This is a genomic window from Kineococcus sp. NBC_00420, assembly GCF_036021035.1.
Classification (GTDB): domain Bacteria; phylum Actinomycetota; class Actinomycetes; order Actinomycetales; family Kineococcaceae; genus Kineococcus.
This window is the reverse complement of sequence record NZ_CP107930.1, coordinates 2,388,125-2,411,496: the sequence shown is the minus strand read 5'-3', so window position 1 is coordinate 2,411,496 and position 23,372 is coordinate 2,388,125. Positions and strand designations below refer to the sequence as shown.

Here is a 23,372-nt window from a genome sequence, read left to right as displayed (position 1 = left end):
AAGACCGCGACGTCGCCAGCCGCTCGAGACTGCGCACAACTCGTCATGTCTGGTAGATCGATAGCGGGTTCAGCTGCTGCTGACCAGGCACCCGCACGGTGACGAGGAAGTCGTTGCGGGTTGCGACCACGATCTCTCCGGTCCACGGGTCCTCGAGGTGGCCATCGTCGTCACCGAAGCCGCAGAGCGCTGTTCCCCCGGGCACGCGAAGGACGGGTCGAGTACTCCCGTCGTCCAGGACGACCTCGACGTCGACCACTCGTCCTCGGACGCGCTCGAAGGGGTGAGCGACCTCCAGGTCGTGGTGGGTCGCGGCTGGGCACCGGGTTCGGTGATGAGGAGGCACGTGAAGTCGACCACCTGGTCACGCTCGACGGGACCTCCGCAAGGGTGAGTCCCCTCGAGTGGTGTAACTCCGGCCCGCCTCAGGACCCGCCCCAGCGTGTCCCACCAAGCAGGTGAGGGCCACCGCGTGAAGCTCTGCGAGTACCCGCCAAGGAACTCGTAGAAGGAGATCAACGCGATGGCCCTCATGGACCAGTCTGCCCTGTCCACCCTCACCGAAGCACTCACCACTGCCGACGACGGCACCTTCATGCGCCGAATCCTGCAAGGCGCCCTGCAAGCCCTCATCGATGCCGAAGCCGAGCACCACATCGGCGCCGGCCACCACGAACGCTCAGCCGGGCGCACGACCCAGCGCAACGGCACCCGCGACCGCCTCGTCGCCACCACCGCAGGTGACCTCGCACTGAAGATCCCCAAGACCAGGACGGGGTCGTTCTTCCCGACCCTGCTGCACCCTCGCCGGCGCATCGACCGGGCCCTGCGCGCCGTCGTCATGGAGGCCTACGTCCACGGCGTATCCACCCGCAAGGTCGACGACCTCGTCGAGGCCCTGGGCGCTGAATCGGGCATCTCCAAGTCCGAGGTGTCCCGCATCTGCGCCGACCTCGACACCGAGGTCGCCACCTTCACCAGCCGCCCGTTGGACGCGCAGGCGACCCCATACGTGTTCCTCGATGCGACGTACTGCAAGGCCCGCGTCGGCGGTGACCAGCACGGCAAGGGCGCACGTGTCGTCTCTCAAGCAGTCGTCATCGCCACCGGCGTCACCGCGGATGGACACCGGGAAGTATTGGGCTGCAACGTCGGAGACGCCGAGACGTTGGCGTTCTGGAAGGAGTTCCTGACCTCACTGCGCGAGCGGGGTCTGCACGGGGTGCAGCTGGTGATCTCCGACCAGCACCGCGGTCTGGTCTCGGCGATCGAGCAGAGCATGACCGGCGCGTCCTGGCAGCGATGCCGGGTCCACTTCATGCGCAACGTCTTGAGTCGGGTCACGAAGGGGCAGTCAGACGCGGTCGCGGCGATGGTCCGCACCATCTTCGTCCAGCCCACCGCGGAGGCTGTCGGTGAGCAGGTCCGCGTCGTCGCCGACACCCTGCGCGCGCAGTTCCCTGCGGTCGCGGAGATGCTGGATGAGGCCGGTCCGGACGTGACGGCGTTCGCGGTGTTCCCCGAGGCGCACTGGAAGAAGATCTGGTCGACGAACCCGATCGAACGCCTGAATCGGGAGGTCAAGCGCCGCACTGACGTGGTGGGGATCTTTCCCAACGCCAAGGCCCTGCTGCGTCTGGCCGGGTGCGTGCTGATCGAGGCCCACGATGAGTGGCAGTCCGGGGAACGTCGCTACCTCTCCGAGGCCTCCATGGCCTTGCTGACTCCGCCCGAACCCACCGTCCTGCCCACCGCCGCGGTCACCGTGAACCCCGACACGGTCACCCCGCTCGACAGGACCGCCGCCCTCACGGCATAGTCCGAAACCGCAGCGCTTCACGCGCAGGAGTTACACCACTTCACGGGACTCCATCAAGTCCGGTAGCTGCTCAGGCGGTCCCTTGAGCGGCACGCCGCTACGGTGCGTGCGTGGACTCGACGCTGTGGGGCGCGATCATTGCCGGCGCCGTCGGGGTGATCGCTCTGTTCGTTCAGGGCCGACAGAACCGCATCTCGACGAAGGTGGCCGCCGAGCAGAACCGCCTGACGCTGGCAGCCGCGGATCAAGCCAATCGCGACACGCAGGCCGCCGCCGCGCGCGCGGAGCTGTGGGCACGCTTCCACTGGGCGGTCGAGGCGGTGTCACAAGCGGGCAACCCAAAGCTTGAAGAAGCTGGGTGGGTGGTCTTGACGTCGTTGTCCCGTGACCCCTCGGCATCCAGCGTCGATCGGGGGATGATGTACGACGTCATGGTTGAGCTGGCGAGGTTGAGTGGAGGGCCAACAACGTGACGGTCACGACGGAGACAGCGAGTCGCGCCGACGTGCTCGCCGCGCGTGCGCTGGTGGCGATGGGTGACGCGGCCGGTCGACCGGTGGATGCGCGGACACGTGAGCTCGCCAAGCTGGACCCGGCCACGCGCGGATCTCGTCGACGTACTCCAATGGCGCCGGCCTCGCAGCGGCCGGATTTCCCGAACCCAGACGACTACGACGATGTTGTCAAGGTTGACGCCGACGAGGTGAAGCGCGACGTGGCGGCAAGTAATCGGGCGGCAATGGCTTCCTATAACCGCCTGCACGCGTTGTTCCGCGGGGACGGTGCGATGGCGAGGTCTTTTGTCGAGGGTCTGGCGCCGGAGGATAGGGCGTTGCTGGCCGCTTCGCTGGCGTTGCCGAGCGAGGGGCTCGAGTAGTCCTGAACTGCGGTCTCGTGAAGTAATTCACCCGCCAATGTTATGAGGAAAAATTACCGGCCCATCTCGACGCTGCCGAGGTCGGGCTCTGTTGATGGCTGACCTGCGCGATTTTAGTCTTTTGCCGCATTGCCGACGGGGTTGTCGAGCCGTTAAGTAGGTATTGACTCCCCGTCTATAGACGGCCCGGTCGGAAGACGGTTGGAAGGGTGTTGATGGCGGCTGCGGCGGCGTTGTTTCCATCGCAGACAGTCATTAACGGTTCCAAGGCCGGCTTATCCATGGCGCGGAATCCATCGTCGTCTCGACTGGCGACGACCCAATCGAGCGCCTGAGCCGTCATTGCCTTATTGACTAGATCAGCCAATTCTGCGGACTCTCTTGCTGTCACGTGCTGCGCCTCGATGCCCCCATCGAACGCCTCATTCTGCAAGGGTCCCCACCAGAGGAGGGCTTTGGGGCTGATAGGTAAGATCAACTCAAGGGCCACGCCGATCCCTTGGGTTTGTGTCGGGCGGAAATGCACCGTACGATGAATTTCCTTCCTGCGTTTAAGTTTCTTTCTGGCTTCTCTGTTTACTTTGGCTTTGAACTGTTCGTCTGTCAGAAAGCAGTCAGGTAAGTGTCCCGCCTCTCGAGTGGCTCCGTTGATAAGTAGGGGCTCGTCTCCGATGCGTAGTCGAACGTCTTGCAAGAAAACAACCTCTAAAGGACGGAAAGCAAAGAAGTGAATGAGATCACCAGCATGCTTCATCGATGCGACCAGCAGGTCGTTCTGTGGAGGCGTGACCCGAAGTTCGCGCAAGTCCGCATCGGCCAGCCTTCCTTGCGCGAGGGTCTTTGCGAACCACTCGCCGTGCAGCTCCAGCTCGCGCCGCCGTCGAGTCGTGCGTACTGCTTGAAAAGCGGCGAACTGGGCTAGCGCGTATTTCTCTTCGGGCGTGGTCATAATGGTCGTACTGAAAGGAGACAAGAGTCGCTTTGTGATGTCTGCAATGGGAGACTCAATTGTGCCTAGGAGGGATTCGAAAGTAGAGTTCCGCTCGCCGTCTCTATCGATGAAGGTGTAGAAGTCCCGTACGGCGAGATCCTTCACGTTGCGAGTTGAGTAGCTGTTGCTGAGCCGACTGTAAACTTCGACCTGATTCTTTCTCGACCATCTGTCAAGAAGAAATCTAGGAACTGTGTGATGAACCGAGCCGACATAGCGTCGAGGGTCCACGTCGGCGAGCCACTCATTGGCCTTCAGCTGGGTAGAAACCTCTACCGGTTCCTGATCCAGGCGCTTCAAAGCTTGCTGCAGCGAAAGCGCCTTGTGCAGGCGGTCTTGATAAGGGACAAGGGATGGCTCTTTGTTGGATGTCGACATGGTTTGACCTTACGTCATGGGTGTGACACGGCCGCCTTCCTCGACAGCGGAAATCAGGCTGATCACTAGGAGCCTTTGATTGTCATTCAGGTCCCCTCGATAAGTTGGCAGTAAGAATATCGGCGTCCCCTGGAAAGTGTAGAGTCGGTCTAGTGGACGTCAGGGGCCACTGGCTCAAGCTCTGGATCTCCAAAGGTCCATGCCAAACTACGCAATGACGCTTTCGACTGCTGGGACTGCCCACTTGGAGCTGAGGATGGCTCCGGTGAAGATCGCTGTCCGAGGACGTCAACACTTCGCGGCCCTGGATGCTTAGTAGGCCATGAAGCAACCTCACGACGAGCCAGACGGGCTTGTCTTCGACGACTGGTACCGCCAGGAGTACCCCCGGGTACGCCAGGCAATCACCCTAGCCATCGCCGACGCGACGCTGGGTGAAGAGGCCACCGCTGAAGCTTTCGCGCTGGCCGTCGTGCACTGGGCGCGGGTACGGGTCATGGACTCACCCACCGGCTGGGTCTACACCACCGCCCTCAGCCAGGTCCGTCGCTCCTGGCGGCGAGCCGCGCTGGAGCGCCGTCACGCCGCCCGCACCCGGCTGGGCGAGTACCTACCCCCGCCGCTGCCGGATACGACGCTGTGGCAGGCCGTGGCCGCGCTGTCCCCGCGGGCTCGCACCGCGGTGGCGTTGCGCTACGTCGCGGACCTGCCCGAAGCCGAAGTGGCGCAGGCGATGAACGTCTCGCGCGGCACCGTAGCCACCACTCTTTCGCGGGCTCGTCAGCAGCTCGCCGCCCACCTGCAGACTCTTGGTGAAGGAGACCGGCGATGAACCGCCAGCACACCCCCAGCAGCGCCGACGGCCCCCACGACCTCAGCGGCGCCGACGAGCTCGACTTCCTGCACGACCTGGCTCAACTGCACGACCAGCAGGTACCGCCGGTGGAGCAGGTGCACCGCCGCGCCGGCGCGATCCGCACCGCCCACCGCCGGGCCCGCGCAGGGGTGGGGGTCGCCGTCCTGGCCACCGTCCTGGCTGTCGGCGGTGTCGTCCTGCCGCAGGACTCCGCCCCCGGCATGAAGGGCAGCGCCACGGTGGCCGCTGCCTTCATGGGCGTCATCCCCGCCCGGGCCGCCGACGGCAGCGACGTCAACTGCCGGGTTGGGGTGGCCAGCGCCCTCGACCGTGCGCAGTGGGTGAGTACCCCGGTGGCGGCGATGACCACCCTGCTGCCGGAGACGGCCGTGGGGGCTCCGCTGCGGGCGGTGGCCGCAGGGCAGGCGGAGGGGACCTGCCCTGCGCCGACGCCGGCGGCGGTGCTCTACGCCCAGGACCCGCAGTTGAAGGGGCTGACGTTGTGGGCCGACGTGGCCGATCCGTACACCGGGCAGGACGGGCTGCGCACCGTGGAGCTGCGCGGGACCACAGGTCAGCTGTTTAACCCCAGCCCCGACAGCTTCAACCTCAGCTGGGTCGCTGCCGACGGCACCCGCTGGCTGGCTGAGGCCAGCGGTATCGATGAGGACACCTTCGTGCGGACGCTGAACGGGTTCCAGCTCGACGGCGGGGAGCTAAGCATCGCCAGCGTGCCCGCTGGCTGGGAGCAGGCTCCAATCCCGGTGCGCAGCACGCAGACGACGGAGTTCGACTGGCGGGTGGAGTACGGGTCGCCGGGGGCGAAGTGGACCCCGGACCGGGTCACGCTCGAGGTGCAGCGGGCCGTGGACTCGCCCGCAGTCGCTCTTGCCCGGTTCGCGGCCGGGTCGACCTTGACCAGCGTCAACGGTCACCTGGCCGTCTGGAGCACCAACGGCCCGGCCGGCAGCGACATCGGCGCCAGCCTGCAGTGGCAGGACGAGCAGTTCACGTACGTTCTGAGGGGGGAGGGGGGTGCGCAGCGGCTGCAGGCGATGGCTGAACGGGCCGAGCACGTCGCGATCATGGACCCCCGCATCCAGGACGCACCCGACGCGCGTGACGTCCCCGACGAAGGGCACTGACCAACACCTGCTGCCGTGCGCGCCGCCAGTGCGGGGTCGCAGTCATCGACTGCGGCCCAGCACTCACGGCGTCGGCGCGGTCATCAGCGACAGGGGTGATCTTCATGCGCGACGACCGATCGCTCTTCAAGCAGGAGCGGTCCGTCTTAACGAGTCATGATCGCGCCCGTATCGCGGGATGACCGGACGTTCCTCACCAGCCCCCATGCTCCGGCCGGCCGGCCTAAGGCCACCTGTCGACTCAAGGTCTAGGTGCGCGGTGCCGAGGAGGGCTGAACCGTCACCTGAATGGAGCAGAACCATGAGAGCAAAAGCTGTCACCACCCTTGTGGTCACGGCAGTCTGCCTGGCGGTTGCCGGAGGCTTTGCCGCTGAGCACCGAAGTGGCGGACTACCCGAACACGAGCCAGTGTCCTCGCAGACCCAAGACGCCCCGGTTTCGCAGCTGGGCCCGCAGCTTGGCTCGCAGGGGGTCGCGCCGGCGTCGGGTGTGACTCATGACGTCTTCGACAACGTGTCAGCGGCGGCGCACTGACACCACTGGTGCGGCGGGCGGTTGCCGAGCCGTCCCCATGGATCGACGTGGACCTGGCCAAAGCACGAGAGTGCGCACTTCGCGGGATGACCGTGAAGTCCGGGCTCAGGCGGGTTGCGGAGTTCGCCCGACCCGTCAGGGGCGCGTGTCGGAGACGGCGACGCGATAGGCGGTGACGGGGCCGCCGGTGATGTCGAGGGTGACGACTTCCGCCGCAGCGCCGTTGAGGGCGTAGGACTGGCGTTTGCTCTCCGGCTGGCACGGACCGTCTGCGTGGTACCCGTCATCGACGATGCCCGCAGGAGACCAAGAACGCTGGTCTCGGTGCTGCACGACGAGGCTGCTGCCGGTCGGGCCCGCGCAGTCGATGACCAGGAAGGCGTGACCGTTGCTGGGCAGGGTCGCGGTCAGCGAGTTGTGCACCTCCTGCAGCGAGGAGGTGGGGTCGGCGTTGAGCACGGTCGTGGTCAACGCCGACCCTGGGGGTAGCTGCGGCAGGAGGGGGACCGGTTGCGCTGGCGAGCCGGTCGTCGTCACCACGACGGCGAGACCGGCGGAGACGACTCCCGTGATGAGGAGCTGCAACCGCTGTCCGCTACGAGTCGCCATCGAGTTCTCCTGGTGCGGTGTCTGCTGAGCTGATCAAGGAGCAGGCTGACATATCGGTCCTCCCCGCGCAGCGACTTCTGATCTTGAAGCCCACCTGCGACTACCGCGCGCTTCTCGTCACGAGCGCGACAGCGCGGTCATCGCCATGTGCGGTAAGTCGCTTGGTCGGTTGGTCGGTTGGTAGGACCGCAGCGGTGGTGAGGGCTCGAAGCGGAGCGCCGAGGAAAACGAAAAGCAGTTGAGACGATGGCCGCGAAAAGTAGGTGAGACGCGCGGTCGCGTCCCTGCTCAGAGCAGCCGCGGACGCAAGATCGAACGGGAACCTACATCCTGACCCCGCCGACCACCCCGGGAGGAATCGGCACCGACTCCTCCCGGGGTTTCGGGGAACGCGGGGTGGATCCGTTCAGCGGATGGAGCGGTCCGCCTGGTCGAGCCGGGCTCGCAGCTCGTCGCGGGTCCGGCGCCGCGGCTCGGCGGGATCTCCGCTCTCGGTGTAGACCCCGGCGTAGGCGGGCTGGTCGCGCTGGAAGCGCCAGCTCTCGGCCAGGGGGCCCGTGTCGAAGACGTCGTAGCCGATGGCCTCGATGAACTCGGTGACGACGCGTTCGGCCGCCTCGTCGTCCCCGGCGATCGTGAGCGTCGCGCGGTCGGGTGCCCCGGCGGGACGCTGCAGCTCCCCGAGGTTCTGCGCGAAGATGTTGTTGAAGGCCTTGACGACGCGGGCGCCCGCGAAGTGGCGTTGCACGAACTCGCTGGTGGTCAGCTCGTGGCTGTCCAGGACGGCGATGTCGCCGTCGCGTTCGGGGTAGTAGTTGCAGGTGTCGATGACGACCTTGCCGTCCAGGGACTGCGCCGGGAGCTCCGGGACGCGACCCAGCGGGATGGTGACCACCACGAGGTCCCCCGCAGCGGCGGCCTCCGCGGTCGTCGCGGCGCGTGCCCGGGGCCCCAGCTCGGCCACGAGGCCGGCCAGCGACTCCGGGCCGCGGGAGTTCGCGATGACGACGTCGTACCCGGCGTCCACCGCCAGACGGGCGAGGACGCTGCCGATGTTTCCACTGCCGATGATGCCGATGATGCTCATGTCCCGTGCAAGGCGCCCCGGGAGGAGGGCATTCCGCTGCGTCCGGCGGACCGTCGGGGTCGTCGACCTCGCTCAGGTGAGCGGTCCGAGGTGCCGATGGGCCCCGGGAGCGGCCCGACGGCCGCCAGGAGCACAGGAGACATCCGCATGACTGAGGGGATCGTCGGTCCCGACGTCCAGGCCGGAGGCCCACGATGAGAACGACCACCCGCCGCACCGCCGGCACCCTGCTCGCCGGTGCCGCCCTCCTCGGCGCTCTCGCCGGGTGCGGCGCCGACGCCCCCGGCACGACGGCGGCCGCGGCGCCGGCCGACGGACCCCACGTCGCGTTCCTCGTCCCGTCCACCTCCCTGCGGTCGATGGCCTACGACGTCCCGAACTTCTCGGTGGAACTGGCCGAGAAGTGCCCCACGTGCGTCGTCGACGTCCAGAGCGCCCCCGACCAGGCGACCCAGAACACCCAGGCGCAGCAGGCGATCGCCGACGGCGCCAAGGCCCTCGTCGTCGTGGCGCTCGACGGGGCGAAGGCCGGAGACCTGGTGAACGCGGCCAGGTCCGCGAGCGTGCCCGTCGTCGCCTACGACCGCCTCGTCAAGGGCGCGCCCATCGACTACTACGTCTCCTTCGACGGCAACGCCGTCGGGAAGCTCGGTGGCCAGGCGATCCTGGACGCCGTCGGCGAGGACACCGCGGGCGGGGCGATCGTGATGCTCGAGGGTGACCCCGCGGACAACAACGCCGGGTTGTTCGCCGCCGGGGCGCACTCCGTCCTGGACGGCAAGGTCGACATCGCCACCGAACGCTACGTGACCGGGTGGAGTCCCGACGAGGCCGCCGTGCAGATGCGGTCGGCGCTGAAGGACCTCGGGAACCGCCGTCTCCTGGGCGTGTACACCGCCTACGACGGGCTGGCCGCCGGTGCCCTCCAGGCGCTCGGCGACGCGGGTCTGAGCGGGGTTCCCATCACCGGGCAGGACGCCGAGACCGCTGCGCTGCAGCGGATCCTGGGCGGTACGCAGACCATGACGATCTACAAGGACCTCCCCGCCCAGGCGCGGACGACGGCCGACCTCGTCGACGACGTCCTGAAGGGGCGCACCCCCGAGACGACCGGCACCACCGACAACGGCGCGGGTGCGGTTCCCACCGTCCTGCTCCAACCGCAGGCGGTCGGGAAGGCCGAGGTGCAGAGCAAGGTGCTCGCCGACGGGTACACCACCGTCGACGCGTTGTGCGCCGGTGCGGCCAGCGCCGCGTGTGCGTCGGCGGGGATCTCGGCAGCCGGCTGACGAGGACAGGAGTTCCGACCGGGGTTCCGGTTCTCACCCGAGTCCGGCCCGCGGGTCGTCCGCGCGGGAACCCGGTGACCGTCCACGCCGCGGAACTCGGCGTCCAGCGCATCGGGTTGCGGTGCGATCTTCTCGGTGGTCGAGGCCTGGCCGGAGAGGCGGAGCGGCGCGACGGTGGGAAGTGTCAGTGCCCGCCGCCGAGGTGACCGGCGAGTCGCTGGTGAAGGGTCGAGCTGGCCTCGTTCAGGCCGGTGATGCGCAGCGTCTTGCCGCGGGCGGCGTACTTGGTCTCGATCGCGTCCAGCGCGGCGACGGTGGAGGCGTCCCACACGTGAGCACCGGAGAGGTCGACGACGACGTGGGCGGGGTCGCCGGCGTAGTCGAACCGGGTGACGAGGTCGTCGGAGGAGGCGAAGAACAGCGCGCCGGCCACCGAGTAGGTGCGGGTCCGAGCGTCCGGGTCCAGCGTGCTGGTGACCTCGACCAGGTGCGCCACCCGCCGGGCGAAGAGCAACGCTGCGAGCAGGACCCCGACGATGACGCCGATGGCGAGGTTCCCGGTGGCGACGACCACGACGACGGTGGCGACCATGACGGTGGTCTCGCTCTTGGGCATCCGCGCCAGCGTGGCCGGGCGGACGGAGTGCCAGTCGAAGGTCCCGACCGCCACCATGATCATCACTGCGACCAGGGCCGCCATCGGGATGACGGCGACGACGTCCCCCAGTCCGACGACGAGGACGAGGAGGAAGACCCCGGCGAGGAAGGTGGAGGCGCGGGTCCGGGCGCCGGCCTTCACGTTGATCATCGTCTGGCCGATCATGGCGCACCCGCCCATGCCGCCGAGGAAGCCGGTGACGATGTTCGCCACGCCCTGTCCCCAGGCTTCGCGGCTCTTGGGGGAGCGGGTGTCGGTGACGTCGTCGACGAGTTTGGCCGTCATCAATGACTCCATCAGACCCACCAGCGCCATGCCCAGGGCGTAGGGGGCGATGACGGAGAGGGTGTGGAAGGTCAGCGGCACGTTCGGCAGCAGCGGGAAGGGCAGGCTGTCGGGCAGTCTCCCCTCGTCGCCGACGTTCGGGATGGCCAGGTGGGCGGCCACGGTGACCACGGTGAGCAGCACGATCGCCACCAGCGGTGCGGGCACGGCCCGGGTCAGGCGGGGGAAGAAGACCATCAGGGCCAACCCCACGGCGATCATCGGGTAGACGATCCACGGCACGTCACGCATGTGCGGAACCTGGGCGAGGAAGATCAGGATGGCCAGGGCGTTCACGAAGCCGACCATGACGCTGCGCGGAACGAAACGCATCAGCTTCGCCACCCCCAGCACGCCGAGGACGACCTGGAGCAGTCCGCCGAGGACGACGGTGGCGAGCAGGTAGTCCAGGCCGTGGTCGCGGACCACGGGGGCGATGACCAGGGCGATGGCCCCGGTGGCGGCAGAGATCATCGCGGGACGCCCGCCGAGGACGGCGATGGAGACGGCCATGGTGAAGGAGGCGAAGAGCCCGACGCGGGGGTCGACGCCGGCGATGACGGAGAAGGAGATGGCCTCCGGGATCAGGGCCAGCGCGACGACGAGGCCGGCGAGGGCTTCGGTGCGCAGGACCCGGGGCGTCAGCCACGACGGCCGACGGTGCGGGGTGGTCGGCGCGGGGGCGGCCGGGGACGTGGTGGGGAGGGCCAAGGGGGTGCTCCGTTCACGGGTGTCCAGGAGACGGCACCGACGCTGGGCGAAGGTGACCGGCGTTGCGTGGGTAGGTCGGTGCTCGGGAGGCGGCGAGCGGCGCACCGGCTGCCGGGTCGTTCCCCTCGTTCCCGACCCGCCGGCCGCACCAGAGCGGGATGGCCGCTGTGCCGGCGACGACGACTGCGTGACGACTGCGTGACGAGGTGACCCGATCGGTCGACGGGCGTCTCGTCTGCCGCCAACTCTACCCTAACGTAAGAGTAGAGTCTGGGTCCTGAGAGGCGTCCCGATCGGCTCACCGATCGCTGCGTCCACCACCCCGGGGCCCAGCTCACAGAGGGCCGGGTGAGGAGTCCCCGGGCTGCGCCGGTGCTGCCGCTCCGTCGCTGCTCGGCCGGTCGGCTGCTCCCGGCCGCACTTCGTCGGCATCGGCGATCTCCGTGGCACGAACGCCGTCGAGAAGCGGTCGTGGTGGTCCCGAGCTCGACGCTGCGCAGACGAGGTCGGGGTGGATGCTTGACTACCCGGATGAGCGCAGCAGGCACCGGCCGTCAGGTCCGGGAAGAGGGTCGGGGGCCGCTCATGCAGATCGGGGAAGTCACCGAGCGGGTGCAACTCTCCCACCGCACGGTGCGGCACTACGACGACGAGGGGCTGCTCACCCCGGTCCGCAGTGCCGGCAACTTCCGCCTGTACGCCGAAGCCGACGTCCAGCGCCTCCTCCTCATCCGTCAGCTGAAACCCCTGGGCTTCTCCCTGGACGACATGCGCCAGTTCATCGCCCTCTCGGACACGCTGCGCGATCACCCCGACGACGAGGAAGCCCGGGAGCGGTTGCGCACCTTCGTCGACACGGCTCAGCAGCGCCGCGACGAGATGGCCGCCCAGGTGAAGACCGCCGACGTCTGGCTCGAGGGCCTGCGCGCCCAGCTCTGAACGACCCGCTCCCGCCACGCCGCTGCAGGCCGTGGTGCAACGACGGTGAGACCGCCGGCAGGCGCCCCACTGCGGCTCGCCGATCCGGAGAGATGCCAGCCCGTCGTCAGGGGGAGGTGCTGCGCGCCCGGTCGAAGCAGGCGGTCGTCGTGGCGCGGGCCCGCTCCAGACCCAGGGTCAACCCGTTCCGGCGGTGCTCGTCGGACAGGATCTCCACCCCCCACGGACCGTTCCACCCGAGGTCCTCGAGGAGGCGGATGAACCCCGTGACGTCCTGCACGCCCTCCCCGCAGTAGCGCCGTCGATCGCGGGTGTCCTCGAACAGGTCGCCGACCGGGTCGGCGTCCGCGTCGCTCAGTTCGACGGCCGCCACCTGTTCCAGGGTCAGGCTCCGTCCCAGTTCCGCCAGTGGGGTGCCCGCGCGGAACACGTGCCAGAAGTCGACGGCGAGGCCGGCGGCGGGGTGGTCGACCGCGCGGACCAGGTCCGCGCCGGCCGGCAGGGAACCCACCCTCGAGAACGGCAGGGGTTCGAGAGCCACCCGGGTGCCCACGCCGGCCGCCTCGACCGCCAGGCGCCGCAACGGTTCGACGAGCGGGGACAGGTCGCTCCAAGGTTCGCCGAACGCGGTTCCCGCCTTGACGAAGGGGGAGCCGAACGCGCTCGCGGCCTCGAGCAGGAGGTCCCAGCGCTCGCGCCAGGCCTCCTCCGGCAGCCACCAGTCTGCGATCAGTTCGACCTCCAGGTGACGCAGCCCCCGCCCCCGGGCGTACTGCGCGACCTGGTCGAAACCTGTCGTCGACCTCATGAGTTCGAGGTCCTCGTGGGCGAAGCCGAGTCCGGCCCACCCGCCGGCGGCGACGGCGTCGATGCGTTCGAACGGGGTGAGGGGGGAGACCTCGGAGGGGTCGAGAGGACGCGCGGTCCCAGCGGTCGTCCAGCACGTGGCGACCAGCTCGGGTGCGGCCATGTCGGTTCCGTTCGCCGTGAGGGATGCCGTGGGAGGGATGCAGTGGGAGGGGTCACGAGGGTGGATCGAGCGTACCCAGGGCTCGCGATCCCGGCGGTCCCTCAGGGGACTCCCAGCCCTCCCGTTCTTGACCCGTTCAAGCTGGGCGGGCAGGATGGCCGTGTGCCCACCACCGAGGAGCTCGAGCGCGTGCTGCGCGGCGCGGGCCTGCGGGTGACGCAGCCGCGCCTCGCCGTCCTCGACGCGGTGCACGCCCTGCCCCACGCGGACACGGAGGCCCTCATCGGCGCCGCCCGGTCCCGCGTGGACGGGGTCTCGCACCAGGCGGTGTACGACGTGCTGCGGGTCCTGACCGACAACGGCCTGGTGCGACGCATCCAGCCACAGGGTTCCGTGGCCCGCTACGAGGCACGGGTGCACGACAACCACCACCACCTCGTGTGCCGGGTGTGCGGGGACATCACCGACGTCGACTGCGCCACCGAGCAGGCGCCGTGCGTCACGCCACCCCTCGTCGACGGTTTCGACGTCGACGAGGCCGAGGTCATCTACTGGGGCCGGTGCCGGTCCTGCGCGACGACCCCGGCCCCTTCCACCGATTCCTCCGAACCCGTTCCCTCAGCAGAGAGAAGCACTTCGTGACCGAACTCGACAAGGCCCAGTCCCAGTCCACCAGCGAGAGCGAGAACCCGGCGATCAAGTCGCCGACGCCGGCCACGAACGGCCGGCCCCGCACCGCGCAGGACTGGTGGCCGAACCAGATCGACCTGTCCGTGCTGAACAAGCCGTCGCGCGACTCCGACCCGCTGGGGGAGGACTTCGACTACGCCGCCGAGTTCGCCAAGCTCGACGTCGCGGAACTCAAGCGCGATCTCGTCGAGGTCATGCACACCTCGCAGGAATGGTGGCCGGCGGACTGGGGTCACTACGGCCCCCTGTTCATCCGGATGTCCTGGCACGCCGCGGGTACCTACCGCATCGCCGACGGCCGCGGTGGTGGCGGTGAGGGCGGGCAGCGCTTCGCACCGCTGAACAGCTGGCCCGACAACGCCAACCTCGACAAGGCGCGTCGCCTCCTGCTGTCGATCAAGCAGAAGTACGGCCGCAAGATCTCCTGGGCCGACCTGCTGGTCCTGGCCGGGAACGTGGCCCACGACGACATGGGCCTGAAGACCTTCGGTTTCGCCTTCGGCCGTGCCGACAACTGGCAGCCCGGTGAGGTCTTCTGGGGCCCCGAGGACACCTGGCTCGGCGACGAGCGCTACCAGGACGACACCCCGCTGGACCTCGAGGAGGGTCACCTGGCGGCGGTCACCATGGGCCTGATCTACGTGAACCCCGAGGGCCCGAAGGGACAGCCGGACCCGCTGGGCTCGGCCCACGACATCCGCGTGACGTTCGGGCGCATGGGGATGAACGACGAGGAGACCGTCGCGCTCGTCGCAGGCGGCCACACGTTCGGCAAGACCCACGGCGCCGGGAACCCCGAACTGGTCGGCGTGGAACCCGAGGGCTGCCCCGTCCACGGCAACGGCCTGGGCTGGAAGAGCGAGTTCGGCACCGGCAAGGGTGCGGACGCCATCACCAGCGGTCTCGAAGGGGCGTGGACCCCCACGCCGACCCAGTGGGACAACACCTACTTCGAGACGATGTTCTCCCACGAGTGGGAACTCACGACGAGCCCTGCCGGGGCCAAGCAGTGGAAGCCGAAGGACCCCGCGGCGGGCGACCTCGTGCCGGACGCGCACATCGAGGGCAAGCGCAACGCCCCGATGATGCTCACCAGCGACCTCGCGCTCATGGCGGACCCCGTCTACCACGAGATCTCCAAGCGCTTCTACGAGAACCCCGAGCACTTCGCCGACCAGTACGCCCGCGCCTGGTTCAAGCTGCTGCACCGCGACATGGGCCCGCGCAGCCGTTACCTCGGGCCGGACGTCCCGGCCGAGGAACTGGTCTGGCAGGACCCGACCCCCGCCGTCGACCACGAACTCGTGGGTGAGGCGGAGGTCGCCGACCTCAAGCAGCGCCTGCTCGCCGCGGGGCTGAGCGTCTCGCAACTGGTCCACACCGCCTGGTCCGCGGCGGCGTCCTTCCGCGGCACCGACAAGCGGGGTGGCGCCAACGGCGCACGCCTGCGTCTGGAACCGCAGCTCGGCTGGGCCGTCAACGCGGGCGTCGCCGACGTCCTGCCGGTCCTCGAGCGCGTCAAGGACGAGTTCGAGGCGGCGACGGGGAAGAAGGTCTCCCTCGCCGACCTGATCGTCCTCGGCGGGAGCGCCGCGGTGGAGAAGGCCGCGCTCGACGCGGGCGTCTCCCTCACGGTGCCGTTCTCGCCCGGCCGCACGGACGCCACCCAGGAGCAGACGGACGTCGAGAACTACCGCTGGCTCGAGCCGCGGGCCGACGGGTTCCGCAACTGGATCGACCCGTCGAGCAAGCTGCACCCCGAGACGCTGCTGCTGGACCGCGCCGGGATGCTCGAGCTGACCGCCCGCGAGATGACCGTCCTCATCGGCGGTCTCCGGGTGCTGGGCGCGAACACCGGCGGCGTGCAGCACGGGGTGTTCACCGAGACCCCGGGCGTCCTGTCCCAGGACTTCTTCCGCAACCTCCTGGACCTGGGCGTGCAGTGGCGGACGGCCACCGACACCGAGGGCGTCTACGAGGGCCTGGACGCCGCCGGCGACGTCGTCCGCACGGCCACCGCCGTCGACCTGGTGTTCAACTCCAACTCCATCCTGCGCGGCATCGTGGAGGTCTACTCCGCCGACGACGCGCAGGAACTGTTCGTCCGGCACTTCGCCGCGGCGTGGCAGAAGGTCATGGAGCTCGACCGCTTCGACCTGCGCTGAGCACCACCCGGGAGTTCTGAACCAGGGCACCGGAAATCGGGGACGCCCCGGCCCGCGCACCGCGGGCCGGGGCGTTCCGCTGCCCGGCGGACCCTGGCCACGACCCACGACTGGCGGGCTCACCGTCTGGCGCGGAAGGTGGCCCCGTGACCACCCCCCGTCGAGCTCCCCGCCCCACCGATCCGGTCACCCACGCGGAGGTCCTCGTCGTCGGCGGTGGCAACGCGGGCATCTCGCTGGCCGCCAAGCTGCTGCGCGACGGTGCCCAGGACGTCGTGGTCCTCGAGCCGTCCCCGGTGCACCGCTACCGCCCGTTGTTGAACTACGTCGGGGCGGGTCAGGCCGCCCCGGCCGACGTGGAACGGCCCATGGCCTCGGTGGTCCCGGACGGCTGCCGGTGGGTGCAGGACGCCGTCGCGTCGGTCGACGCCGAGACCCGCACGGTGCGGACCCGGCGGGGGGCGAGCATCGGCTACACCACGCTCGTGCTCTGCCCGGGCATGCGTGAGGACTGGGCGGCCACCCCGGGTCTGCAGGACGCCTACAGCTCCGGCTGGGCGGGATCGACGTACGTCCCGAGTTCCGCCCCCCTGGTGTGGCCGGCGCTGACGGGGATCCGCACGGGTCCGGTCGTCTTCTCGATGCCGCCGGAACCCGCACCCTGCGCGCCGACGGCGTTGAAACCCCTCTTCATGGCCTGCGACCACTGGCGCCGCCGCGGCGTGCTGGCCGACCTCGACGTCACCCTGGTGATCCCCGAGGAGCAGGCGCTGGGGGTGGCCGGGGCCGACGAGCACCTCGAGGTGGCCTTCGCGTCCTACGGCATCACGGTGCTCCGTCGCTCGCGGGTGCAGGCCGTGGACCCGGTGCTGCGTGCGGTGGACATCGTCACGCCGGCCGGGACGCGGCGGGTGGACGACGTCGCCTACGCCCACCTCGTGCCCCACTACCGCGCCCCGGAGTGGATCACCGAGAGCGGCCTCGGCGACGCGGGCCCGGCCGGACTCGTCGACGTCGACCCCGCGACCCTGCGGCACCAGCGCTTCGGGGACGTCTGGGCCATCGGGGACGCCGCCTCGATCGGCACCCGGTCCTCGGGCGGGGCCCTGCGCAAGCAGGTCCCGGTCGTGGCCCACAACATCGCCGCGGCCGCCCGGGGACGCCGGCTGCGTTCCTACGACGGGTACACCGTCATGCCGGTGACGACCGCCCGCGACCGGCTGATGCTGGTGCAGGCCGACCGGAAGGGCCCGCGCCCGCTGAAGCTCCCGGACCCGTTCGCGCCGCGCCGGGCCGCGTGGTGGCTCGACCGCTACGTGCTTCCGCAGACGTACTGGCACCGTCTGCTGCGCGGCAAGGTCTGACCGGCCCACCCGACCGGGGGAGTCTTGCCCGGTCGAGGTCCGGTGTGTTCCACTCACCCCGCTCCACCTCACGACCCACCGACCGGCGGGTGCACGGCCTGCGCGGCGCAGGTGAGACGTCCTCTCCTGAAAGCGCAGTCGTGTCGTGAAGCAGATGCACCTCGGAGTCTTCGAAGTCCTCGGTCCCCAGGTCGGCGGGACGCTCAGCTGGCCCCACCCCCGCTCGGCCGGTGCGAACTTCACCTCGCTCGAGCACTGGGTGCACCTCGCCCAGGTCATCGACCGGGCGGGTTTCACCTTCCTGTTCCTGGCCGACACCTTCGGCTACCCGACCGCCGACGGCGAACTGGCGGAGACGGCGGCGGCCCGGGGCATCAACTTCCCGACCCTGGACCCGGCGGTCGTCGTCACGGCGTTGGCGCGGGAGACGGAACGCCTCGGGTTCGTCGTCACCTCCCCGACCGGCCTCGACCACCCCGTGCAGACCGCTCGGCGTTTCGCCACGCTCGACCACTTCACCGAGGGCCGCATCGGCTGGAACATCGTCACGGGATCGGCGCAGGACGTCGTCGCCGAACTCTTCGGGCACGACGAGATGGTCCTGCACGACGAGCGGTACGCGATGGCCGACGAGTACGTCGACACCGCCCTGAACCTCTGGGAGGGAAGCTGGGAGGACGACGCCCTGGTCGTGGACCGTGCGGCCGGGCTCTACGCCGACCCGGCCAAGATCCACCGGGTGTCGTTCGCGGGCCGTTGGTTCCGGTCCTCCGGCTACTTCGCCTCCCCGCCCTCACCCCAGCGGACACCCGTGCTGTTCCAGGCGGGGACGTCGGAGCGCGGACGGGCCTTCGCGGCCCGCAACGCCGAGGCGGTGTTCGTGCAGGCCACCACGATGGACGCCACCGCGCAGGCCGTCGCCGACATCCGGGCCGAGGTCGCCGCCCACGGGCGGGATCCGCAGTCGGTCACCACGATCATCGGGGTCACCGTCGTGGTCGCCCCCACCCACGCGGAGGCGGTCGCCCGACGCCGCGAGTTCGAGGCGTTGCAGTCGGACGAGATCGTCGCCGCGCTCTACTCGCACAACACCGGCATCGACCTGCTCTCGCTGGACCCGGACGGAACCCTCGAGCAGGTCCTCGGTCGGGGAGCGGCGGGCCAGACCGGTCAGACGAACATCACCCGGTTCACCGGTGGTGACGGCGAACCCGCGAAGACCGTCCGCGAGGTGCTCGACGCCCTGCGCGGCCGCGGGACACGGGGTTTCGCGATCACCGGGGACCCCGTGGAGGTCGCCGACGGGCTCGAACGGATCCTGGACGCCACCGACCTCGACGGGTTCATGCTGGAGCCGGTCTTCGCGCCGCGCGACGTCGAGGACTTCGTGGAACTCGTCGTGCCGGTCCTGCGCGAGCGCGGTCGTCTGCCCCAGGTCCCCACGACGGGAACCCTGCGGGAACAGTTGTCCGGTCGGGGTTCGGCCCACCTCGCCGCCGATCACCCGGGAGCGTCCCGTCGAGCGAGACCGGGAGGGGCCGAACCCGCACGGACTACTGCTTCAGCGCCTGCACCAGCAGGTCCGCCGCGGCAGCGGACGACCCCGGGTTCTGACCGGTGATCAGCACCCCGTCCTCGAGCACGTAGGAGCCCCAGTCGGCGCCCTTGGAGTAGTCGCCACCGAGGGCGACGAGTTCGTCCTCGACCAGGAACGGCACGACGTCGGTGAGGCCGACGCCCTCTTCCTCCGAGTTGGTGAAACCGGTGACCCGCTTGCCCTTCACGACCGGGGTCCCGTCCTCGTCCACCACGTGGCGCAGCACGCCCGGTGCGTGACAGACCAGTGCGGTGGGCTTGCCGGCCCGCAGGAAGTCCTGGATCAGGCTGATCGAGTGCTGGTCCTCCGCGAGGTCCCACAGCGGCCCGTGGCCGCCGGGGTAGAACACGGCGTCGAAGTCGGCCGCGTCGACGGTGGACAGGACCTCGGTGGAGGCGAGCGCGGCGAGCGCCTCGGGGTCGTTCTCGAAGCGGCGGGTCAGCTCGGTCTGGGAGTCCGGTTCGTTGCTCTTGGGGTCCAGCGGGGGCCGGCCGCCCTTGGGGGAGGCGAGCGTGAGTTCCGCGCCGGCTTCCTTCAGCCCGTAGTACGGCGCGGCGAGTTCCTCCAGCCAGAAGCCGGTCGTGCGGCCGGTGTCGCCGAGCTGGTCGTGGGAGGTCAGGACGATCAGGACCTTCATGGGGAGTGCGCCTCGCTGGGTTTGGTGGGTACGGCCGGTGGTCCGGCGGTGGTGGGAACACTAGACGACCGGTCTAGTCGCGTCTAGTCTCGTCGTCGTGACCCTCGACACGCCCGGTTCCTCGACCGCCGTCCAGCCGCTCGGGCCGGGTGCCTGGCGGCGCCCCGCGTTCGGGGCGCTGGTCGTCGCCTGGGGCGCGAACATGTTCGCCTCCCTGCTCCAGACCTACCGGGGCGATCTGAGCCAGGTGCAGGTGACCACGCTGTACGGCGCCTACGCGCTGGGGCTGATCCCGGCGTTGCTGGTGCTGGCCCGGCTCTCCGACCGGTGGGGACGACGGGCCGTGCTGGGTTCCGGACTCGTCCTGTCCGCCGTGGGAACCCTGGTGATCCTCCTGTCCGGCAACGACTTCGCCGGCATCCTCGCCGGCCGGGTGCTGGTCGGGGTCAGCGCCGGTGCCGCACTGGCCCCGGCCACCGCCTGGATCCGGCGGCTCTCCGACGACGCGGGCTCCGGGGCCGCCGGTGCCCGCCGGGCCGCGAGCGCGCTCACCGGTGGGTTCGCCCTGGGGCCGCTCGTCTCCGGGATCGTCGTCCAGTGGTTCCCGGCGCCCCGCCCCGTGGCCTACCTGCTCCACGTGGTGCTCGTCGGGGCGGCCCTGCTGGCGCTGCGCGGAACGCCGGAACCGCCGGCCGCCCGACCGAGCGCCGGCACGATCCCCGGACCCGGTCTGCGCACCGTGCTGGGCGGGCGGCTGTTCTTGTTCGCCATCGTCACCACCGCACCGTGGGTGTTCGGGGCCGCGACCACGGCCCTGGCGGCACTACCCGTCCTGGTGCCGCTCGGTGGCTACGGTGCGGTCGGCAGCGGGGTGATCGCCGCCACGACGCTCGGCGCGGGCATCCTCGTCCAGCCGCTGGCGCAACGTCTCGAGCGACGATCTCCCGCCACGCCGTTCCGGGTCGGGGTCCTCGCGGTGGTCGTGGGCATGCTGGTCGCCACCGTCACGGTCGCGACCGGGTCGGTGGCCCTGCTGGTCGCCACGGCGGTGGTCCTCGGCTCCGCCTACGGCCTGCTCCTGGTCAGCGGGCTCCGACTGGTCCAGGCCCTCGCGCCGGACCAGCACGCGGCGGTGGCGACAGCCGTGTTCTACGCCCTGACCTACGTGGGGTTCGCGGCTCCGGTGGTGATCCAGGCCCTCGCGCAGGTCTGGAACCCCGAGGCGGTGCTCGTGGGCGTCGCCGCCCTCGCGGTCCTGAGCCTGGTGTCCACCTCGCTCGCGTGGACCCGCCGCCGCGCCGAGGCCTGAGTAGGCTCCGCCCGGTGAACCCCGACGTCGTCCAGCGCGCGTACTCGGCGCTCGCCGACCGCTACGTCGAGACCCTGGGAACCATGGACGTCGTGCACCCCGACGACCTCCGGCTGATCGAGCGACACCTGGGGCGTCGCCGCGGCCCGGTCCTCGACCTCGGGTGCGGCCCGGGGCACCTGACCGCCCACCTGCACGAACACCTGCACGCGGCCGGGGCCGACGTGACGGGGATCGACCTGGTGCCGGAGTTCGTCGCCCACGCCCGCGCGATCTACCCCGGGGTCCGGTTCGAGGTGGGTTCGCTGACCGGGCTCGACCGGCCCGACGGGACGGTCGCCGGCGTCCTCGCCTGGTACTCGCTGATCCACGTCGAACCCGCCGACCTCGACACGGTCCTCGCTCAGCTCCGCCGGATGCTGACGCCGGGAGGTTCGCTGGTCGTCGGGTTCTTCGACGGCGAGGTGTGCGAACCGTTCGCGCACACCGTGATCACCGCCCACCGGTGGCCGATTGACGAGTTCGTCCGCCGACTGAGCGCGGCTGGGTTCGAGGAGGTGGAGCGGGCGCAGCGGGGCCAGGAGGGCAGACGGCGTCCGCACGCCGTCGTCGCCGCGCGAGCGGTCTGACCCGTGGACGTCCCCGCGGGTCTCCTCGGGAGCCCGTCGTTCGCCGGTGGAGCCGGCGCACGGTGGTTGTCCGGGTTGCCGTCCCTGCTGGCCGGGGTGAGCGAACGCTGGCACCTCACCGTCGAGGACGGGGAACCGGTGCGCCACGGAGCCCACGCGGCGGTCGTCCCCGTCCGACGGGGTGGGGAACGGATGGCGCTGCGGCTCGCCCCGCCGGAACCGGGGGTCGTGGCGGCCCTCGAGGCCTGGGACGGTGACGGTGCGGTGCGGCTGGTCGCGGCCGACGAGGACCGGGGGGCGCTGCTGCTCGAACGCCTCGACCCTGCGCGGTCACTGCTCGACCTGCCGCCGGTGGAGGCCGCCCGCGTGGCGGGCCGGCTCGTCCGTCGGCTCGCCGTCCGTCCACCGCCCGGGTTGCCCACGACCTCCGGGCAGGCACGGGCCATCGCGACGGAGTGCCGGGGTGTGCCGGACGAGTCGATCCCGGAGGTGTGGCGGGACGAGGCCGCGAGGTGCGCCGGGGAACTGGCGCGCGGGCGCGGGGAACCCGTTCTCGTGCACGCCGACCTCACCCCGGAGAACGTCCTGCACCGCCCCGGCGGGGGTTTCGTCGCGGTGGACCCCCGGCCGGTGGCGGGAGACCCGGAACGCTCCCTCCCGGAGTTCCTGCTGCGCAGCGTCGACGGGTGCCCCGGTGAGGGGGAGTTGCCGGAGGTGTTCGACGCCTTCGTGACCGCCGGTGACCTCGACCCGGGACGAGCGCGCCGCTGGCTGGTCGCGCGCACCGTGCAGTACTGGGCGTGGGCACTGGGCGCGGGGCTGACCGAGGACCCGGTCCGGTGCCGCCGGCTCCTCGCCGAGTTCTCGCAGGCGCAGCCCGGTGGTGGGCCCACCGGAGCGCCTACCGTGGTTCCGTGAGTTCTTCCCCGGTCCTGCCCGTCCTCCTCGACCGGGTTCCCGAGCGGTACGAACTGGACGAGGCGTTCCGGGCCGCGTTCGCGGCCAGTGCCGGTCGTCGTCTCCTGGTGTCGCTCATCGGCCTGGTCCTCGTGCTCGCCGGAGGCGCCCTGCTGCGAACGCCGTTCCTGGCGCTGGTCGTGGCCGAGGACGGTGTGCACGTGCGGACCGCGAGCGGCTCGACGTCGCACACCGTCCGGGTCGACGTCCGCGGGATCGCGGAGCGACCGCACGTCCTCGTCCTGGAGCTCGGTACCAGGCTGTTCCTGGCCGTCCCGCGGCGGGTGTTCCCCTCCCCGGAGGTCGTGGAGTTCGTGCGCCGGACCGTCGCCGAGCGTGCGCCGGGACCCACGCGCTGACCGATCGCCGTCACCGGAGGTAGCGTCCGGGGGTGGAGACGATCGAGTTCCGGGTCCTCGAGGAGCAGTTCCCGACGGGTCTGCACTCCTCGATCGCCCCCTTCCTCAGCGGTGTTCCCCTCGCGGCCCTGCTGCGCAAGGTCGAACTCCCGGCCGCCCGACGGCGGGGGGACCCCTCCCTGGCCGGCTGGTACGCCGGGCTGACCGGGACCGGGATCCGCTGGCCCTCCCGGTACTACCTCGGGGAACCCGCCGCGGGCTCGGGGACCGTCCTGCTGGGCTGCACCTGCGGCGAGGCGGGGTGCTGGCCCTTCTCCGCCGTCGTGCGGGTCGAGGACGACACGGTCACCTGGTCCGACTACCGTCACGGGTTCCTGGACGCCGACTACCGCGAACTGCGACCGTTCACCTTCGACCGGCGGCAGTACGAGGACGCCGTCCGGGCGACGGCCGACTGACCCGACCCGAGGAGGACCC

General features: G+C 70.2%; 23 protein-coding genes. 16 read left to right on the top strand and 7 right to left on the bottom strand.

Annotation, left to right across the window (positions count from 1 at the left end; genetic code table 11):
- Positions 1-43: 43 nt before the first annotated feature.
- The gene (locus OG218_RS11795; RefSeq protein ID WP_328293415.1) at positions 44-259 is read right to left on the bottom strand and encodes a hypothetical protein; all 216 of its coding nucleotides are present in this window, start codon (positions 257-259) and stop codon (positions 44-46) included.
- Between the two features lie 264 nt (positions 260-523).
- Between OG218_RS11795 and OG218_RS11790 the strand changes: the two genes are divergently transcribed.
- The 3 genes from OG218_RS11790 to OG218_RS11780 all read left to right on the top strand — a co-directional run bounded on the left by OG218_RS11790 (position 524) and on the right by OG218_RS11780 (position 2,696).
- Positions 524-1,819 carry an IS256 family transposase gene (locus OG218_RS11790; RefSeq protein WP_328293414.1) on the top strand — a complete coding sequence of 432 codons (1,296 nt, stop codon included), beginning with the start codon at positions 524-526 and terminating at the stop codon, positions 1,817-1,819.
- Positions 1,820-1,929: 110 nt separating this feature from the next.
- Entirely contained in the window at positions 1,930-2,292 is a 363-nt protein-coding gene (locus OG218_RS11785) for a hypothetical protein (protein ID WP_328293413.1), read from the top strand.
- A complete protein-coding gene (locus OG218_RS11780; RefSeq protein ID WP_328293412.1) occupies positions 2,289-2,696 on the top strand; it encodes a hypothetical protein in 408 nt (135 codons plus the stop codon). The genes OG218_RS11785 and OG218_RS11780 overlap by 4 nt, the downstream gene beginning before the upstream one ends.
- 175 nt (positions 2,697-2,871) lie before the next feature.
- Here OG218_RS11780 and OG218_RS11775 read toward each other — a convergent pair whose 3' ends face one another.
- A complete protein-coding gene (locus tag OG218_RS11775; protein WP_328293411.1) occupies positions 2,872-4,065 on the bottom strand; it encodes a DUF4238 domain-containing protein in 1,194 nt (397 codons plus the stop codon).
- Positions 4,066-4,387: 322 nt separating this feature from the next.
- On the opposite strand from OG218_RS11775, the gene OG218_RS11770 reads away from it, so the two are divergent.
- The gene (locus OG218_RS11770; protein WP_328293410.1) at positions 4,388-4,897 is read left to right on the top strand and encodes an RNA polymerase sigma factor; all 510 of its coding nucleotides are present in this window, start codon (positions 4,388-4,390) and stop codon (positions 4,895-4,897) included.
- Entirely contained in the window at positions 4,894-6,066 is a 1,173-nt protein-coding gene (locus tag OG218_RS11765) for a hypothetical protein (RefSeq protein WP_328293409.1), read from the top strand. Before OG218_RS11770 ends, OG218_RS11765 begins: the two co-directional genes overlap by 4 nt.
- Before the next feature lie 670 nt (positions 6,067-6,736).
- On the opposite strand, the gene OG218_RS11760 is transcribed toward OG218_RS11765, so the two are convergent.
- Together OG218_RS11760 and OG218_RS11755 are read right to left on the bottom strand one after the other, a co-directional pair.
- The gene (locus OG218_RS11760) at positions 6,737-7,210 is read right to left on the bottom strand and encodes a hypothetical protein (protein ID WP_328293408.1); all 474 of its coding nucleotides are present in this window, start codon (positions 7,208-7,210) and stop codon (positions 6,737-6,739) included.
- 406 nt (positions 7,211-7,616) lie between these two features.
- Positions 7,617-8,297, bottom strand: coding sequence for an NADPH-dependent F420 reductase (locus tag OG218_RS11755; protein WP_328293407.1), 681 nt, complete (start codon positions 8,295-8,297; stop codon positions 7,617-7,619).
- 194 nt (positions 8,298-8,491) lie between these two features.
- Here OG218_RS11755 and OG218_RS11750 point away from each other — a divergent pair, with 194 nt between their 5' ends.
- The gene (locus OG218_RS11750) at positions 8,492-9,586 is read left to right on the top strand and encodes a sugar ABC transporter substrate-binding protein (RefSeq protein ID WP_328293406.1); all 1,095 of its coding nucleotides are present in this window, start codon (positions 8,492-8,494) and stop codon (positions 9,584-9,586) included.
- A gap of 184 nt (positions 9,587-9,770) precedes the next feature.
- Here the strand turns inward: OG218_RS11750 and OG218_RS11745 are convergent, their stop codons facing one another.
- Positions 9,771-11,279: a SulP family inorganic anion transporter gene (locus OG218_RS11745; protein ID WP_328293405.1), complete on the bottom strand. Its 1,509-nt coding sequence runs from the start codon at positions 11,277-11,279 to the stop codon at positions 9,771-9,773.
- Positions 11,280-11,810: 531 nt separating this feature from the next.
- Between OG218_RS11745 and OG218_RS11740 the strand changes: the two genes are divergently transcribed.
- On the top strand, positions 11,811-12,218 hold the full coding sequence (locus OG218_RS11740; protein ID WP_328293404.1) for a MerR family transcriptional regulator: 408 nt from the start codon (positions 11,811-11,813) through the stop codon (positions 12,216-12,218).
- 106 nt (positions 12,219-12,324) lie between these two features.
- On the opposite strand, the gene OG218_RS11735 is transcribed toward OG218_RS11740, so the two are convergent.
- Positions 12,325-13,188: a sugar phosphate isomerase/epimerase family protein gene (locus OG218_RS11735; protein ID WP_328293403.1), complete on the bottom strand. Its 864-nt coding sequence runs from the start codon at positions 13,186-13,188 to the stop codon at positions 12,325-12,327.
- Positions 13,189-13,350: 162 nt separating this feature from the next.
- Here OG218_RS11735 and OG218_RS11730 point away from each other — a divergent pair, with 162 nt between their 5' ends.
- From OG218_RS11730 to OG218_RS11715, 4 genes are all read left to right on the top strand, one after another.
- The gene (locus OG218_RS11730; RefSeq protein ID WP_328293402.1) at positions 13,351-13,830 is read left to right on the top strand and encodes a Fur family transcriptional regulator; all 480 of its coding nucleotides are present in this window, start codon (positions 13,351-13,353) and stop codon (positions 13,828-13,830) included.
- Complete coding sequence (katG, locus tag OG218_RS11725) at positions 13,827-16,043, top strand: catalase/peroxidase HPI (protein ID WP_328293401.1); 2,217 nt, start codon at positions 13,827-13,829, stop codon at positions 16,041-16,043. The genes OG218_RS11730 and katG overlap by 4 nt, the downstream gene beginning before the upstream one ends.
- A 146-nt stretch (positions 16,044-16,189) precedes the next feature.
- Positions 16,190-17,407 (top strand): NAD(P)/FAD-dependent oxidoreductase, encoded by a 1,218-nt coding sequence (locus OG218_RS11720; RefSeq protein ID WP_328293400.1) that lies wholly within the window; start codon positions 16,190-16,192, stop codon positions 17,405-17,407.
- Between the two features lie 154 nt (positions 17,408-17,561).
- Positions 17,562-19,028 (top strand): NtaA/DmoA family FMN-dependent monooxygenase, encoded by a 1,467-nt coding sequence (locus tag OG218_RS11715; RefSeq protein ID WP_328296235.1) that lies wholly within the window; start codon positions 17,562-17,564, stop codon positions 19,026-19,028.
- On the opposite strand, the gene OG218_RS11710 is transcribed toward OG218_RS11715, so the two are convergent.
- Entirely contained in the window at positions 18,961-19,641 is a 681-nt protein-coding gene (locus tag OG218_RS11710) for a type 1 glutamine amidotransferase domain-containing protein (RefSeq protein ID WP_328293399.1), read from the bottom strand. The genes OG218_RS11715 and OG218_RS11710 overlap by 68 nt on opposite strands.
- A gap of 97 nt (positions 19,642-19,738) precedes the next feature.
- On the opposite strand from OG218_RS11710, the gene OG218_RS11705 reads away from it, so the two are divergent.
- From OG218_RS11705 to OG218_RS11685, 5 genes are read left to right on the top strand one after another with little or no spacing between them, the layout of a single operon-like run.
- The gene (locus OG218_RS11705) at positions 19,739-20,950 is read left to right on the top strand and encodes an MFS transporter (protein WP_328293398.1); all 1,212 of its coding nucleotides are present in this window, start codon (positions 19,739-19,741) and stop codon (positions 20,948-20,950) included.
- A gap of 14 nt (positions 20,951-20,964) precedes the next feature.
- Positions 20,965-21,579, top strand: coding sequence for a class I SAM-dependent methyltransferase (locus OG218_RS11700; protein ID WP_328293397.1), 615 nt, complete (start codon positions 20,965-20,967; stop codon positions 21,577-21,579).
- Between the two features lie 3 nt (positions 21,580-21,582).
- Positions 21,583-22,497, top strand: a complete 915-nt coding sequence (locus tag OG218_RS11695; protein WP_328293396.1) for an aminoglycoside phosphotransferase family protein — start codon at positions 21,583-21,585, stop codon at positions 22,495-22,497.
- Complete coding sequence (locus OG218_RS11690; protein WP_328293395.1) at positions 22,494-22,895, top strand: YcxB family protein; 402 nt, start codon at positions 22,494-22,496, stop codon at positions 22,893-22,895. Before OG218_RS11695 ends, OG218_RS11690 begins: the two co-directional genes overlap by 4 nt.
- A gap of 32 nt (positions 22,896-22,927) precedes the next feature.
- A complete protein-coding gene (locus tag OG218_RS11685; RefSeq protein WP_328293394.1) occupies positions 22,928-23,353 on the top strand; it encodes a hypothetical protein in 426 nt (141 codons plus the stop codon).
- Positions 23,354-23,372 lie beyond the last annotated feature (19 nt).